Raw genomic sequence first — 16,445 nt, forward strand, 5'->3', positions numbered from 1 at the left:
ATGACTGCGACCCCCGAAACCAACGCTCACGTGACCGTCTTCGCCACCAGCTGGTGCCCGTTCTGCCGCAAACTGCGCGAGAACCTGGACCGCACCGAGACGCCCTACGACGTGGTAGACGTCGAGGCCGCCGGCAACGAGGACGCGGCCGCATGGGTGGAGTCCGTCAACGACGGCAACCGCGTAGTGCCGACCGTGCTCTACTCCGACGGCACCCACGCGACGAACCCGCCCGCATCCGCCGTGCGCGAGAAGCAGGCCGAGCTGGCCGGCGCGTAGCTGATTTTCTGTGCCGCGCGCGGGTGCGGTACGCTCGCACTATTGCCCTAGTAGCTCAGTGGATAGAGCACGGCTCTCCTAAAGCCGGTGTCGGAGGTTCGATTCCTCTCTGGGGCACTCTCTGGGGCACTCTGGGGCACAGTACACCCCCTGGCAGGCGCAAGTCGCTCCGATTCGATGTGTCGACGCGGGAGGCCGGAACGACGTCGACGGCAACGGTGCAAGTGTGTGCATGTTTGCACGCGCGGATTACCCCGTCCGCGGGTATTTGATTGACCCATTCCGGGGGTGCTATGCGGTTTCGCTCATGTGACGACGGCACGAACTTTTTGATGTAGAAACAGGTTCGCCGTATAGGCCGTTTTGTCGGGCCAGCGTCGCGCTCCCGGCTACTCTGAGAAGCGACGAAAACACACCCGACTAGCGCGAAGGAGACATAGTTGGGCAGACAACAACGCCTTGAGCTGACCTGGACGAACAAGGACAAGGCACTCATTCCCACAGAACAAGGCCGTTACGGCTACACCTGGGTTGACCCACGCGACCCGCGGTATTGCGAGACGAGGGTATTGACGGTTGACGAGACGGTGGCCGGAACGAGGTCTGAAAAGGAGGAGGGCACGACCTACTCCGAACGCGCAGACCTGGAGCCGCAGTCGGATAACCTGCTTATTCTGGGTGAGTCGGGCGACGTGCTTGAAGCGCTCACGCGGATGCCAGAGTGGTCCGAGAAGTACGTCGGCAAGGTCAAGTGCATCTACATTGACCCGCCGTTCAACACATCGCAGACCTTCACCAACTACGAGGACAACCTGGAGCACTCGGTTTGGCTGACGATGATGCGTGACCGGCTGCTGCACCTGCGCGACCTGTTGAGTGAGGATGGGTCGATCTGGGTCCACCTGGATGATGTGGAGAACCACAGGATGAGGGTGCTGCTCGATGAGGTGTTCGGGGCAGAGAATTTCGTCGCAGAGATGGTCTGGGAGAAGACGTATTCCCCGCGTAACGACTCAACGACGGTTCCCGCAGTCACCGACGTGATACTGGGATACCGAAAGACGGAGTTGTTCTCCCCCCACCGCTTAGCAAGAACCGCGGAGATGGACGCTCGATACTCCAACCCGGACGGCGACCCGCGCGGGGCTTGGAAGAAAGGTGACGCAAATGCTCCGGGGGCGCAGGTAAACCAGCAAATCTTCTTGTATGGCATACAGCACCCGCTCACAGGGGAGATGGTGTACCCGGCTTTCGGTCGTACGTGGCGGTTCAATCAAGGGACCATGCTGGAGATTATGCGCGGATGGGGGCGGTACGAGTTAGGAGAAGTTACCCCCCAGGAGATCAAGGAACGGGAGCGTGTCTTCGGTGGCGAAATCGCAAAAAAGTATCAGAAGGTTCCCCCGCTCGTTATCCCTAACTGGAGCGAGGAGGACGCGGACCGCGCACGAAGGGTGTACGAGACAGGCCCTTGGCCCAACTACACAATCTCACTGAAACCAGGTTCTAAGTTCGGTTCCAAGATGTACCTTGCTGACATGCCTGGTAGGACTCCGGTTAACCTGCTTCCCCACCGGGAAGTAGGTCACACTGATAGTGCAAAAAAGGAAGTTCAGGCGCTATTCCCAGGCCAAAATTCCTTCTCCACCCCGAAACCCGAACGCCTCCTTGAGCGCATCATCCACATCGCCACGAACCCCGGTGACGTTGTCCTCGACGTGTTCGCCGGTTCGGGAACCACCGCTGCCGTCGCCCAGAAGATGGGACGCCGTTGGGTGACCTGCGAACTCGTGGAGGACACGTTCAACCGCTTCACTCGGCCGCGCCTAGAGAAGGTTGTCAACAACGAGGACCAGGGCGGTATCACGCTCCAGAAAGAAGAGCGCGCCGACGCTACCGAGGACGGTCTGCCCGAGGGTCTTACCCCGGAGGAGGCGCAAAAGTTCACCTCATTGCTGAACAAGACCATCAAGAACTCCGACGAGCTCAAGAAGAACCCCGCGGTGAAACAACTCAAGGCAATGACCAAGACCAAGCCGGTTAAGGGCGTGGTTAACTGGCGAGGCGGTGGAGGCTTCCAGGTAGCCCACCTTGAGCCGGCCTGTTTCGACTACGACCCCGAGGTGGCTCTGACTACCCTGACCGAGCACGCCACCGGCGACCTGCTCGTGCGCTCCGTGGCCGCACAACTCCGCTTTGCGCTCACGCCTAACGACCTGCACTTCGACGGCAAGCGCGGCCGCGAGCACTTGGTCGTCGTCGAAGGTGTTTTGGACGAGGAGAAGATTGACGAAACCATGGCGCACCTCCCCGAAGGACACTCCGTCCTATTTGCCGCGACCGTGGTCGACGACTTCGCCCGAGAACATGTCCGCTCGTTCAAGAACGGCTCGCGAGTCGTTCACGTCCCGCTTGAGGTCTTCCCGTATTCCGACGCTGCCGAAGAGGAGAAGTAACCATGGCACAGAAATTGAACCTCTCCTACGACGAAAACCTGGTTGCAGAACTCTCGAACAAGTTCGACCTCCGCGCACCGAACGCCGAAGCGCTTGCCGAGTTGGTGAAACGAATCGAAAAAGGTGACTACGCCGCTTTAGAGCCGCTGGTACTCAACCTCGCAACGGGTGCTGGCAAGACCTACGTCATGGCCGCGTTTATCGAGTACCTGCGCCGCCAGGGCCACCCCAACGTCATGGTGGTCACGCCGACGAAGGTCGTGCAGGACAAGACCGTTCTCGACTTCACCGAAGGCTCGCACCGCTACATTGGCGGCTTCGACGTTCCGCCTCGGCTTGTCACACCGGGTGACGTGTCGAACCTTCGAGTCGATAACGTCTCGTCCGACCTGTTTGTGGGCGAAGGTGCCTCTACGCTGTACGTTTTCAATGTTCAGCAACTTTTCCCGCCGAAGGACGGCGGCAGAAACGTCGCAACGGGAGACGAAGCGGCACGCCGCAAAACGTGGAAATTCCAGGAGGACTCCGGCGCGCTGGCGCAACGGTTGATCGACACGGAAGACTTGGTCATCATTGCCGACGAGTCCCACCTGTTCGGCTCCACCGCGAAAACGTTCCGCAAGTCGCTGACTTCGCTGAAACCCGCCGTGACTGTGGGGCTGACCGCCTCGCCGGACAAGGGCGACGACATTGTCTACCACTACCCGCTGTGGCGGGCTATTCAGGACGGCTACGTCAAACAACCGGTGTTGGTCTACCGCGAGTCGGGCTACGCCTCGGAAGACCGCCAGCTCCAAGACGCATTGTCACTGCTGGCTATCAAGGAGGAGGCGTACGCGAACTATAGGGCCGCACACAGAGGCGGCAAGCAGACCAAACCGCTACTGTTCGTGGTCTGCTCTGACGTGTCGCATGCCACCAAGATCGCCGAACGTCTGCGCGGACCAGGCTTCGTTGGGGACCCGCTTGCGGTGCTCCAGGTGGACAACGAGCACAACAACAACGCCACCCAGTCCTATTTGCGCGACCTCGACACGAACAATTCCCCGGTTCGGGTGATCGTCTCGGTCAACAAGCTGCGTGAAGGCTGGGACACGAAGCGCATTGCGGTGATGTGTACGCTTCGCACAATGGGCTCTGAGGTGCTCACCCAGCAGGTCATGGGGCGAGGCCTTCGCCTGCCGTTCGGGGCGCTGACTAAAGTGCCGGCCATTGACGAGCTGGACATTTTGTCGCACGAGTCCTTCGTCAAACTGCTGGAAAGTGAGAACGTGCTCAAGCAGTTCGGTATCGAGAACGCGGTGCGAGAAGGCGACAACAAGAAGATCATTACCCCGCCTGGCACGACTAATCCGCCGCAGGTTGGCGCCGGGCCTGGAGGCGGCTCCGGCGCTGCGGGCGCCCCCTCTACCGACACCGCCGAGACTGTCGCCACGGTGCAGCCTGGCGAGGGCTCAGACACCCTCGTAGACGTACCTGACACCCCAGTTGACCGCACCGTCGGCACACGAGCACTCACCGACGAAGACGACGTTGCGAAAAGCGTTGAGGTGTTCACGCCAGTCGTTGTCCACTTCAACGAGAAGTTCGCTGGCACCACCTTCGCCTTCCCGTCTTCGGCTATGACAAAGACAAAGAAACAGTTCGAGCTGGTTGATATTCCGAACTCCATCATTGTTGAGCGGGCTGACAAGGTCACCAACACCGACGAGTACTTGGCGCGCACGAAGATCGGTGTGGCAGACGAGGGCAACAAAATCGAACTCGACAACGACGACCGCTCCGCGGTGCCGAGTTTCAAACAGACTCCTTCCCAGGTCGCCGCGGAACTCATCCGCCGCGTCATGGGTTCCGGTACGGTTGCCGCAACGACAGAGAACACGAGCCAACTGAAGCGCCGCATTGTGCCGGCATTCATGGAGGCGACGAAGATCGAGCAGTGGACGGAGAAGGCCAAGGAGTCCGCAGCCCGGCACTTGCGCGAGCTCGTTATTGAAGAGTCCAGGAAGGCGAACGCCCAGACTGGGACCACGGTATCGATCCGCCCGGTTGCCCTCCCGGTTGACGACTCGTTTGCCTTGGCGCTCGACAAGAAGATCCTCGACCTGCTCGACCGGCAGGAAAAGAGCGCAGGCAAGGCAGGTTTTAGCAGCGCGGAATACTACGGCACCTGGAAGAAGGGGCTGTTCGAAGCGGCACGCTTCGACTCATTTACTGGCGAGTACCGCCTGGCGGCGCTACTCGACCTGGACCCGAACGTGGTGTGGTGGAAGCGGATCTACTCCCACGAGGGCGCACGGGTGGCGTACACTCCGCACAACTCCTACGTACCGGACTTCGTGGTCTACGACAAAGATGGCACTCACTGGATTGTCGAGGCCAAGGAGAACCGCGGCCGTGACGACGAGCGCGTCCAGGCCAAGCGAGCAGCCGCCGAGCGCGTAGTGCGTCAGCTCGTGGGCATGCCGGAGTACGAGGACCAGACCTGGGGCTACCTCATTGCTTACGAGGATGACATTGCCTCTTCCGACTCGTGGGCCGACTTGGTTGCCGGTTCGGTGACGGAGCGGATGCCGAGACTCTAGTAAACGATGAAGCAGAGGCGTGGCGATGCGCCTTCTTGTGGCGGCCAGGGAAGGGAAGCTATTGGGCGGGCTAGATGTAAAGATTTGTTGGTGGTGCGGTATTAACCCCGCTTCATCACGCGAGCACCGAATTAAACGTTCACGTTTGGAAGCGGAGACTTCCAGCGGAGGGCCCTTGACGTACTTCGCCGCAGGGTTTCGACCAACTACTCTCCGAAGTACAGATGCGCAGGCAGTGAAGTTCGGGAAGACACTGTGCCAGCGTTGCAACTCAACGAGGTCGCAACCGTTCGACGCAGCCTACGACCATTTTGTGGGCTGGACTAAGGCCAACCGCGAACGGCTTCGAACTGTCACGCACATAGACTGGTCTGAAGTTTTCGCAGAGACGAACTACGACAACCGACACCTTGCGCGTTATTACGTCAAAAACATGTGCTGCCGAATCGTTGACAGTGGTGCAGACGTGCCAAAACAGTTAGTTACATTCCTCGATGATTTAGACGCTGAATCTCCGCTCGGTGTCATCATATACCGAGACTACGGACCCGACGAAGTGACAAGTGACGGCATTCTTTCCGACCCTTTCGCCAGCAGGACGAGCCAAGGAAGTGGAGAGTTACTCGAAAACACCAATGAACCCAGCGCATTCTTTACGATAATCGAAGACGGTTTCATCGGGTGCTTGGTGGGATACTACGCCCCTCCCTACCGCCCGGCGTCACAAGAGAGCATCTCTCGTGGCACGCGGTCACCAATCTACGAGCCGAAACGCCAGCTCATGTGGGCAGCACCGTTATTCAGAGACAAGTGGTTTTTGGAACACGTCATTCAGGAAAAACAAAGATTGGGTCGTGATCTTTCTGAAGAAGAAGTTCAAGGAATTGCCGATTCCTTCAACTCAATTCCACCATTTGTTCCACTTGCCGTCGACAACCCGCCATCCACTGTTGACCCACTTGAATGGCTCACTGCGCAAGTGAGCTTCAACCCAGCTAGTCATCTTGTAGGAGGGTCTGTAAGCAAGTTTGATTTCCCAGTACACGCATCCCGTCCGAAACGGTTTTCTCCCCGCCAAGCGCTCTTTCTGCTCATCCAGCAGGTGCGGAAAGTCCTTATGCGACTCTGACTACGGTGACGGTCTTTCCATCCACCGGAACGCTTAGTTCGAGCTCGGCTCGTCGCATTACCCAGTCATTCCGGGATGAGGGTGTGCTGGCGCAGTTGAGTAAGACAATTCGTACGGTCTACCCCGTGTAGAAATGCAGAGAGAAACCCGCCACGGTGGGCGAAAGGTTCACCGTGGCAATTTTCTACTAACCACCCCTGTCGGTGACCGACCAGCGAGTAGAACATGTAGTCGATACTTCCGCACCCATGTCGGACCCGTCGCTACCCTCGGTGTTACCCCTTTCGACACAACCGAACCAAGGAGCACAGAATGTCTTTTCCCGCCCCCGACACCATTGTTCGAGACTGGGCCCGAACCCCGGAAAGTGGACACGGGGATTTAATCACGATGCGATAGTAAGTGTAGCTAACCCGGCGGCTTCGAAGGCGTTCGGTGAGCGGTAACCGCACCATGAATGCAATCGTTTGGTGTTGTACCGGGTGCACCACCGAAACACATCCCGGCGGCAGGCCAACTGACTAGCGAAAATAGACTCATCCTGAAGGACTTCCCGCTTCAACGAGGCGTTGAACGACTCCGCCAACGAGTTGTCCGCACTCGTCCCGATCGCTCCCATCGACTGGGTGACGCCGAACTGCTCACACAACCTCCGGTACTGCTCAGAGGTATAAACACTGCCGTGATCCGAGTGGAAAATCGCCCCATTCAGGTCTCCTCGTACCTTCCGGGCCATCGTCAGGGCTTCTTCGACCAGTTCGGTGCGCATGTGGTCGGCGATCGCGAAACCGGTCAACTGCCGCGAATAGCAATCAATAACGGTGGCCAGGTACATATTCGACCCGTCCGCGATCGGCAGGTACGTGATATCGCCGACGTAGACCGTGTTCGGCTTGGCTGCGGTGAACCGACGTTTCAACAGGTCCGGGAACGTCGGAACCCGTTTCGCAGACACGGTGGTTTTCACGCGGCGTTTTTTCGTGTAACCGAACAGACCCATCTGCCGCATCAGCCGGGCCGTGCGCTTGTGATTGACCCGCTGCACAGCAACGCCGCCGGCGGAGTTGCCGTCGCTGGCGTTGATGCTCGCAGTCACACGTTTCGCCCCGTAGCAGCCGTTCTCGGCGTTGAAGGTGGTCTTGATCTGCGCTCCCAGCACCGCGTCGGCGACGAGGCGTTGCTGGCGGGCAGGGGCAGCCGATTTCCAGGCGTAGTACGAGGACCGGTTGATCTTCAGAACCTCACATAACCGCTTGACCTCGTAGAAGTCTCGGTGGTCGTCAACAAATCGGAAGCGGTTCACCAATTCGTCTCTTCCGCGAAATATTTAGCCGCCTTGCGTAGGATTTCTCGTTCCTCGCGGAGTTTGGCGTTTTCGCGTTCCAACACGCGGATGCGCTCGGTATCGGAGAGTCCTTCAGCCGGGGTGCGTGCGCTGTTGGCGGCGGCGACGGGGCTGGCGACTTTCTCGCCGTTGGCGTTGGTTTTGGTACCGGTGCCGAAGGAGTCGAGCCAGGTGCGCAGGGAGTTGCGGTTGACTCCGAGATCGGAGGCGATCGCGTTGACCGTGGCTCCGGGAGTCGATTCGTACAACGCCACTGCGTCACGCTTGAACTGCTCGGTGTAGGTCTTGCGTGGCATGGTGGAAAGGTACCTCACTTCCCCAGCGAAATGCTGGTTTCAGCGTGTCCACCATCAAGGGGTCAGGTCCCCGCCACTAGGCTCGGGGCACATGACAACTCGACCGGAATCCCTCCGGCACTGGGAGTACTTCGTCGCCGTGGCCGAGGAGGGCAGCGTCACCGGTGCCGCGGAGCGGCTGGGGCTGACCCAGTCCCCCGTGTCCCAGGGGCTGAAACGTCTGGAGTCGAATCTCGGCCTCGACCTGATCCGCCGCTCCGCCACCGGTGCCACCCTCACCGAGGCGGGCCGGTCCCTGCTCCCGCAGGCCCGGATTCTGGTCCGGGACGCCACGGAACTGCAGAGCATGGCCCACGCCATCGCCGACGCCGGGGCCGAGGTCCGCGTGGGGCTGGCCCCCTCGGTACCGCCGGGCATCGCCTTCGACCTCACCTCCGCGTTGCGGGACGTCGGCCGGGTCAGTGTGCACACGGCCGAGGTGTCGCAGCTGGTCACCCGGGTGGGCGAGGGCCGTCTGGACTGTGCCGTCATCGAGGACCCGGCGCCGACGGGTGAGTTGTCTCGCGGGCAGCTGCACGAGGTTCCCCGGCTGCTCGCCGGGCCCGCCGAAAAGCCCGCGACCTGGGCGGCGTTGCGGGGACACACCCTGCTGGACAACACCGCCGCCGTCAGCCCGGCGGCCGCCGGACGCCTGGCCGACGCCTTCTTCACCATCGGCTTGCACCCGGAGACCGAGCTGTGGCCGGACCGGACGGTCCTGGCCGCGCGGCTCGGTGCCGGAGGCGCGATGGTGCTGCTCACCCCCGATCAACTCGGGGGCCTGCCCGCGTTCCCGATGCCGGCGGCCTTCCACCTGCGGCTGCGGTGTGTGGTGCCGCCGCAACGGGGCGGGGCCGTCGGAAAGCGGGATCTGCGCGACGTCGTGGACCGTGCCCTGCGGCGCTCCCTCGGGCGTCTGGGGGAGACCGGATGACCAGGAGCCTGCGGGCCCGGATCGGCACCGAATTGGTCGCCGCGGGCTGTGACGGTTGGTGCTGGGCGCACCCGGTCGGCGAGGAGGCGGCCGGCGTCGGGGTCGGCGCCGACAGTCAGACCAGCATCTCGTCGATGTACAAGGTCCACCTCCTGGCCGCCTTCTGCCTAGCCGTGGACCGCGGGCTGCTGAATCCGCTCGACGCGGTGACGCTCAGCACGGATGACGGCCCGGTCGGGACCCCGGGAGTGGGGCTGTTCGCCGATCCCGTGACGATGAGCCTGCGGGATCTGGTGCGTCAGATGGTGGTGCTCTCCGACAGCATCGCCGCCCGGGTGCTGCAGCGGCGTCTCCCACCGGGCCTGGTCGGGGAGGTCGTCTCCCTGGCGAATCTCGAGGACACCACGATCGTCGCCCCGGGCACCACCGAGTCCGAACTCCCGGCCCTTCCAGAGGACGGCTCCGCGGCCAGCGAGGCGATCCGGCTGCTGGTCTCCTACCCCCGGGTCCACCAGGATCCGGCCACCTACCGCTCGGTGAGCACCCCACGCCAGCTGTGCCGCCTGCTGGACTGGATCTGGACGGGCCCGGATCTCACCGGGGTCTCCCGTGCCTTCGCCCGGACCGTGCTCGGGCAGCAGGTGTGGGGCCACCGGATCCCCTCCGGCTTCCCCGCCGGGGGCGTGCGCTTCCACGGCAAGACCGGGACGATCGGCCCCGTGCGCGGCGAGGTTTCCGTGGTGGCCGTCGACGAGGAGGCACCCATCGTCGTCGCCGTGATCACCCGTTCAGCCCGCAGCGGCCCGAACCTCGCGGCCGCGGACGCCGCGATCGGCCGCATCGCCCGGTTACTCGTCGATGAACTGCGCATGTCGCGCTGAGATTTCCCACCGGAGAACACCCCGCCGAACAGGCGATATTCGTCTCCCGACTGGCCGGAAGTCGTGCGGGAACGTGGTAGCGGTGAGCCCGTGGGCCTAATCTCATCCGGCATGACCACCCGCACCACTGTCCGTGTCTCCGCCCTGCTCGCCGCTACGGCGCTCGCGCTCTCCTCCTGCACCGTGCCCTGGTTCCGGGACGCGGTGGACGAGTTCGTCGCCGCCTTCAACGCCGGTGACGACGCCGGTGCCGCCACACTCAGCGACGATCCCGCCCGGGCCGCAGCCGACCTGGAGCAGCTGCGCGCGGGCATCGGCGGGACCAGCGTGGAACTGGACGCCGGCGGCGAGGAGGACGGCGCCACCGAGATCACCGCCACCTGGACCGTCCCGAATGGCGATGAGTCCACTACCACCGGGACGATCACCCTCTCCGAACAGGACAGCGACCTCATCACCTGGGACAAGCGGATCTTCTCCACGGAGCTGAACGGGGACAGCCGCTTCCTCTACTCCGACGACAAGACCTTCACTCTGCCGGTGACCGACCGCAACGGCACCGACATCCTGTCCTGGACACCTGTCACCGTCGTCTCCGCGGGCCCGGAGCTGATCCCGCGGGCCGGGGAGATCGCCGCCGCCGTCCGCCCGGTCGTGCCGACCTCCACCGCCGAATCCGTCACCGCCCAGATCGAGTCCGGGGACGGCTCCCCGGTGGGGCTGTTCACCCTCCGAGAGCGGGACTTCGCCGTGATAGGGGACGCCCTGCGGGCGATCAAGGGACTGGACCTGCGGGAGGAGGGCCGCATGCTCGGCCCCACCCGGGACACTGCCTCCCCGGTGGACGGCGGCCTGCGCGACTACTGGTCGGAGAAGATCACGGCCGACGCCGGCTGGACCCTCCAGGCCACCTCCCCCACCGGCACGACCATCCTGGGGCAGGTGGAACCGGCGGAGAGCGAACCCGTGCGCACCACGATGGACCTCGGGGTGCAGACGGCCGCGAAGCGGGCCCTGGAGCCGATCGAGCAGCCCGCGACGATCGTCGCCCTCAGCGCCTCCACCGGCGGGGTTATCGCCGTCGCGCAGAACGACGCCGCCGACGCCCTCGGCCCCGTCTCGCTGAGCGGGCTGTACCCGCCCGGCTCCACCTTCAAGACGGTGACCACCGCCGCCGCCCTCGAACGCGGCACCGTGGTACCCGACTCCACCGTCGCCTGCCCCGCCACCGCGGAGATCGATGGCCGCGTCATCCCCAACGACGGCAACTTCGCCCTCGGGGACGTCTCCATGACGCAGGCCTTCGCCCAGTCCTGCAACACCACCCAGGGTTTCATCTCCCAGGATCTGGAGCCGGACGACATGAGGAACACGGCGGCGCGTCTCGGACTGGGCGTGGACTTCACCGCGCCCGGCATGAACTCGGTGACCGGCTCCGTCCCCGTCACCGAGCCCGGCGCGGCCCGGGTGGAGGCCGCCATCGGCCAGGGCGAGGTCCTCTCCTCCCCCTTCGGGCTGGCCGTCATGGAGGCCTCCCTGGGCAACAACGGCCGGATGGTGCTGCCGACCCTGATCCAGGGTGAGGAGACCACCGCCGATCAGGACCCCGAGCCGCTCGACCCGGCGACAGTGCGGGCCCTGCGCGCGATGATGGCGGAGACGGTGGACTCCGGGACCGCCGCCAGCCTGAGCGACATCCACGGTCTCGGCGGCAAGACCGGGACCGCGGAGGTCGGGGGCAACCGGCCCGCCCACGGCTGGTTCGCCGGCATCAAGGGTGACCTGGCGTTCTGCACCTTCGTCGCCGGGGCGGAGTCCTCGGGACCGGCGGTGGCGGCCACGGGCCGTTTCCTGCGCGATGACGCGATGTCGGAGTGGCGCTGAGCGGACCCCATCACCCGGGCCAACGCTCACGTCGATCCCCCAAAAGTAGTATTAGTGCGGGTCAGCCCCATTCAGGGGGCGGAAGAGGACGTTCCGGACAAAAGTCCGCAATACCTCGGGTGGTCACGTCAACTTCTGCGTTAAAAAATGAGGAGTCGTTCACTGTCGGTCAACATATTCGAGAAGGTAACCCGGTGTTTTCACGGGAAGCCGACTGACACGTGGTGAAGATCCAAGGAAAGTGACCATTGACCAGGCAAATTAGTAGTTGTTGATGTCACAATTTGCCTGCTCGAAGGGATCACCTACAGGGTGAAGACTACCAGCTTCCATGTCGGTACCCCGCTCCTGCTCAACTGTGCTCGAACGCCGGACTCATGTTATTGGCCGCCACCGCCGACGCCGTCAAAGTCGCCGATGCCATCGACGTGGAACTGGCCGAGTGACAGAACCCGAACCTGCTGCACACCATGACCGCACTGGCCCTGGCACTGGCCCTCAGCGGGGACGACGCAGGCGATGTTGATCTCCTGGGCCCGTTGGTGGCCACCGGCCTGGTCGACCAGGTGCCCTCAGACTCCACGGTGCATCGCCGCCACGCAGAACTCGCCGGCCTGGGTTCTGACGGCACCACGGCGATCCTGGCGGGGATGAAATCGGCCCGTCGAGCCGCCTGGGCTGCCTGCGGCACCCGCAACCCCGCAGCCCGGGCCACCACCGACAATCCACTGGTCATCGACCTGGACGCCACCGAAATCCTCTCCCACTCCGACAAAGAGCATGCCACCCCGACATGGAAGAAACACTTCGGATTCCACCCCCTGGCAGCGATCATCGACCACGGCGACGGGCTGACCGGGGAACCCGCAGCCGTGCTCCTGCGCCCCGGCAACGCCGGATCCAACACCGCCGCCGACCACATCACCGTGCCGGACCAGGCGGTGAGTGCTCTGCCCGAGCACGCCGACGGACACGAGTGGGACACACGCCTGCTGGTGCGTACCGATGCCGCCGGTGGTTCCCAATCCTTTCTCAACCACCTCAACGACCAGGGCCTGGCCTATTCCATCGGGTTCCCGGTGACCTGGCAGATCGGGGAGATCGCCTCGACCCTGGGGGACCCCGTCAAGCAGGGCATCATCCGCCCCGACGGCACCGTCACCGACCCGGGTGACGGCTACGTTGCCGATATCACCTCCCGGATGCGGTCCTGGGCCGGGGAACCCCTGGGCACCGACCTGGACAACTACCCCGACGATATGCGGATCATCATCCGGGTGGAACACCCCGCGTCCGGGGCGCAGCTGCGCATCACCGATGTCGATGGCCGCCGGGTCCAGGCCCTTGTCACCAACCGCCCCGGCCATGCCAACCGGCTCGACGTCCTGCACCGCGGCAGGGGCAGGTGCGAGCAACGGATCCGGGACCTGAAAGACTGCGGGTTGGGGAAACTCCCGCACGAGGGTTTCCGGATGAATCAGGCGTGGTGTCATGTGGCGGTCCTGGCAATGAGCCTCGTCACCTGGGCGGGGTTGGTTACCGCTGCCGGCAGTACCGCGGCACAGCAACGGCGATCGCGGTGGTGGGTATGGGAACCCAAGACGCTGCGGGCGAGGATGTTGTCGATCGCCGCGATCGTGGTGCGTCACGCTAGGCGGGTCATCCTGCGGTTCGATGCCGCCGCGCCCCACCGGGAGTTACTGGAGCATGGGCTGGCCAGGATCAGACGGATCGTCTGATCCTGGCCCCATCCAGCCGCACGCTTTCGTCACTGCAGTCCTGAAGTTCCCCTACGATCTCATACCGGACCCTGGTTTCCCGGCCCAGTACCCGCCGGGACTCCGCCGACCCTGCAGTCGGTCACCCCCGTGCTGAGGACTCAGCAACAGGACCCGTGAAAAATCCGGGTTAGTCCCATTTACTTCTTCTTTCGCAGGCGCCTTCAAACATCCGCTACTCACCCAAAGAATCTGCCCCGCCGATCAATGCTACGACTCACACAACTTCACTTGATCCGTTTCCGTCAGATGCTTCCCGGCCTGCCACGACCGCCAGGTGCTCCCCTTCAAAGAAGAACGCCTCAGTCGCCGCAAAGTTCGCTTCCGGTGCCCCCGCCCGCTCAAAAAGCTCGTCTCGCAGAGCCGTCGGCCCCCATCGCTTATCCGGCTCCACACCCCAACGCAGAGGCTCCCGAAGATGCGGATCCCACGTGAACTCCCGCCGGGTCGGATCTTCATCTAACCACGCCTGCACGGTAGCCACACTTTCCTTGTTCACCCTGGTCGAAGGATCAAAGTCGATCCGGGATCCTGCCGGGATCAGACTCTTCTCTGCAATTCTGATCACTGCAGGCGCTTGTCGCGAACGCTGTTCCTTCGCCACAGACACCCGGGGGGATTGGGGCTGAACGAGCGTGCCGAAGCAGGCGTTGTCCGCGCCAAGGTCGTCACCGACGTCGCCTACAGCGACGGGGTGCTGACGGTGACCATCGAGCCGGAGAAGTTCGTTGACTTAAACGCTTGGAACTCACTGAACGAGGGCTACTCCGACTCGCTCGGCGACTTCTACGCCACGGAGCTCGGCTGGACGAATAAGCAGTCCGTCTACCTGCGCGAAATGGTTACCGAATTGCGCGTCGTGACGGCAGACGGCTCGGTGCTCGAAACGGTGGACACTGCCGCCTACCAGAGGAAGAAGAACCCGCAGTTCTAGTAGGACGGCACGGCCGGCGCTCAAGCCTTACTACTTTCTCCACACCGGAAGCTGCTCCACGCCAGCCTGGTTTAAGCAGTCCCGTACCAGCGACCTCGCGGTGTCAATGAGCGGGGCATTCGCGGTAACGCTTACCTCCGCCTCGACCGGGCTAAAGGACTCTAGCGGCAGCGGGTCTTCGGAGAAGTACCTCGGATCTTTCGGCTGCCACAACACCAGCGGTTTGTCTTGGTCCCACTCAACGTTGCAGCGCACGGTGTAGTCGGTGTTGCCCGTGACACCTCCGTAGTGGCGAATGAGCGCCAAGAGGTCGCCCACCAAGCACGCAAACGCATGCGTCGACACTAGCTGGTCTTCCGTCGAGTATGTCACCTTGTCCAGCCGCGACAGGACGGTGACGACCCCGTTTTCGTGCAGCTCGACATACGCCAAAAGTTCTTGCGTGTCGTACTGCTTTCCCGAAAACGTCCAGCACTTCAAACCCTTGCGGTAATTCGAGGCAGTCGCCGGAGACACCGACCCTTTGTACCCCTCGCGCAGCGGGTCTTCATAAGCGGAAAACCTTGCCATAGTCGCGTCACGCTCAGTAACGTCGCCGTTTCTTGCCGGGTACGTCGGCACCGCGACACCGACACCCCAAAAGCCGTCACTAGACCGCTTCGCGGCCACCTTGCTATATACCTCGTCTACCTCACGAGACGAGGCTTCCTCCCGTTGAAAACGCAGCCGGTACAGGTTCGCAATTTCAGGCTCGCTCAACCACTCGGAGTGGCTCCCGTTACGAGTGGGCGCAGCGAGCACCGTGGCGTTTTTCTTTTCGGTGAAGTACATATGCGGCACTTGCTGACTCGCCGGCACTACGACGACGAATGCTTCGTGTTCGGGGTGCTCGACCCGGTGGAACTCCACGCCCCGCAATGGCGGTGAAATGTACGCAGTGGCAACAGAGCGGTAGGCCTGCTCCAAGCCTGGGGAATAGTCGCCGGCCTTGACTCGCTCGCCGGCGTGGTCTTTCATGTCGGGCCGTTCGCCCACGCCGTAGACAATGACTCCGCCGCCGCTGTTCGCCATAGCGCACAGGTCTTTCTTCACGTCGCTTTCAGGCCGAGTCGGCTTGCTGTCGATCTTCTCCTTGAAGTCGAGGTCTTGCCGCTCCGCAATACGCTCCTCGACCAGTCGGTCGAGCATCTCATTTGTGAATTCGTCGGTGGGCGCTATTCCAAGGGCGGAGTGCAAAGCGGTGAACATAGGTGTCATTGTACGAAGCGGTTTCGGCGGTCCGGTCTCACAAGCAACGGTCACGCAGCGCGTTCAACGTCCCCCGCCCCGTACTCCGCCCCGCGTCGGCAACCGCTCCGGCTAACGTGTCGCCCCCCGAAGCGACATACGCACCCGCAACGACACTCGGGTCGAAAACCGCAACGAGATCCGAAGCGAAACCCGCGGGGCACCGAGACGCACCTCGGGGCGGGAGTCGGTAGGCGCTGCGGGTTTTCGAGGCGGTAAGCGTGACGCAGAACGTGACGGTTAGCGGTTCGGGTCTCGCCCCGAGGTTCCGGTGCGAGGTCCGCTTCGGGGTTCCCGTAGCGAGGTTCGGTACGAGTTCCGTAGCGAGGCGCGTTGAGGGGTCCGGTTCGGAAGTCGCGGCGGGGCTCGATACGAGGTTTCCGTTGCGGGGTGCGCTTCGGGGTTCCGAGGCTGTGGGCGCGGTGCGAGAGGCGGTTCAGATCTTTCGGGACGAGGGCCGGAACGGGTCTGTAAAACGCGGTAGTCGTTGCCCAAGGAAGGAGACTTCCTCGGGGCGGGGTTTCCGAGGCGGGGTTCGGTTCGGTTGTCGAGGCGGAAGGCGGGGCGAGGGTCGGTACGGGTTTCCGGGGCGGGGTGCGTGGCGGGGTGTGTAAGGAA

Annotated in this window: 11 protein-coding genes and 1 tRNA gene; 10 read left to right on the plus strand and 2 right to left on the minus strand. The window is 63.0% G+C overall.

Annotated features, from left to right (window positions below; translation table 11 throughout):
* The 5 genes from FPH17_RS10795 to FPH17_RS10815 all read left to right on the plus strand — a co-directional run bounded on the left by FPH17_RS10795 (position 1) and on the right by FPH17_RS10815 (position 6,449).
* Positions 1 to 279, plus strand: a complete 279-nt coding sequence (locus FPH17_RS10795) for a mycoredoxin (protein ID WP_154880501.1) — start codon at positions 1 to 3, stop codon at positions 277 to 279.
* 44 nt (positions 280 to 323) lie between these two features.
* A tRNA-Arg gene (locus FPH17_RS10800) sits at positions 324 to 396 on the plus strand.
* Positions 397 to 719: 323 nt separating this feature from the next.
* Positions 720 to 2,735 (plus strand): site-specific DNA-methyltransferase, encoded by a 2,016-nt coding sequence (locus FPH17_RS10805; RefSeq protein ID WP_154880503.1) that lies wholly within the window; start codon positions 720 to 722, stop codon positions 2,733 to 2,735.
* Between the two features lie 2 nt (positions 2,736 to 2,737).
* Entirely contained in the window at positions 2,738 to 5,320 is a 2,583-nt protein-coding gene (locus tag FPH17_RS10810; protein WP_154880505.1) for a DEAD/DEAH box helicase, read from the plus strand.
* A gap of 313 nt (positions 5,321 to 5,633) precedes the next feature.
* Positions 5,634 to 6,449 (plus strand): hypothetical protein, encoded by an 816-nt coding sequence (locus tag FPH17_RS10815; protein ID WP_154880507.1) that lies wholly within the window; start codon positions 5,634 to 5,636, stop codon positions 6,447 to 6,449.
* Positions 6,450 to 6,834: 385 nt separating this feature from the next.
* Here FPH17_RS10815 and FPH17_RS10820 read toward each other — a convergent pair.
* Positions 6,835 to 8,090, minus strand: a protein-coding gene (locus FPH17_RS10820; RefSeq protein ID WP_154880509.1) for an IS3 family transposase whose coding sequence is annotated in 2 segments (ribosomal slippage) — positions 6,835 to 7,763 and positions 7,763 to 8,090 — 1,257 coding nt in all. Because the reading frame shifts where the segments join, the coding sequence is not laid out codon by codon here.
* 91 nt (positions 8,091 to 8,181) lie between these two features.
* Here FPH17_RS10820 and FPH17_RS10825 point away from each other — a divergent pair.
* From FPH17_RS10825 to FPH17_RS10845, 5 genes are all read left to right on the plus strand, one after another.
* On the plus strand, positions 8,182 to 9,063 hold the full coding sequence (locus tag FPH17_RS10825) for a LysR family transcriptional regulator (protein WP_167496822.1): 882 nt from the start codon (positions 8,182 to 8,184) through the stop codon (positions 9,061 to 9,063).
* Positions 9,060 to 9,944 (plus strand): serine hydrolase, encoded by an 885-nt coding sequence (locus FPH17_RS10830; RefSeq protein ID WP_070421284.1) that lies wholly within the window; start codon positions 9,060 to 9,062, stop codon positions 9,942 to 9,944. Before FPH17_RS10825 ends, FPH17_RS10830 begins: the two co-directional genes overlap by 4 nt.
* Positions 9,945 to 10,055: 111 nt before the next feature.
* Positions 10,056 to 11,828 (plus strand): penicillin-binding transpeptidase domain-containing protein, encoded by a 1,773-nt coding sequence (locus FPH17_RS10835; protein WP_154880513.1) that lies wholly within the window; start codon positions 10,056 to 10,058, stop codon positions 11,826 to 11,828.
* A 470-nt stretch (positions 11,829 to 12,298) separates the two neighbouring features.
* Positions 12,299 to 13,567: an IS1380 family transposase gene (locus FPH17_RS10840; protein WP_154880515.1), complete on the plus strand. Its 1,269-nt coding sequence runs from the start codon at positions 12,299 to 12,301 to the stop codon at positions 13,565 to 13,567.
* Positions 13,568 to 14,225: 658 nt separating this feature from the next.
* Positions 14,226 to 14,540, plus strand: coding sequence for a proline racemase (locus FPH17_RS10845; RefSeq protein ID WP_238397062.1), 315 nt, complete (start codon positions 14,226 to 14,228; stop codon positions 14,538 to 14,540).
* Positions 14,541 to 14,570: 30 nt separating this feature from the next.
* On the opposite strand, the gene FPH17_RS10850 is transcribed toward FPH17_RS10845, so the two are convergent.
* A complete protein-coding gene (locus tag FPH17_RS10850; RefSeq protein ID WP_167496823.1) occupies positions 14,571 to 15,788 on the minus strand; it encodes an AlbA family DNA-binding domain-containing protein in 1,218 nt (405 codons plus the stop codon).
* Between the last annotated feature and the right edge of the window lie 657 nt (positions 15,789 to 16,445).

Source organism: Corynebacterium gottingense, from assembly GCF_007559235.1.
Lineage (GTDB): Bacteria > Actinomycetota > Actinomycetes > Mycobacteriales > Mycobacteriaceae > Corynebacterium > Corynebacterium gottingense.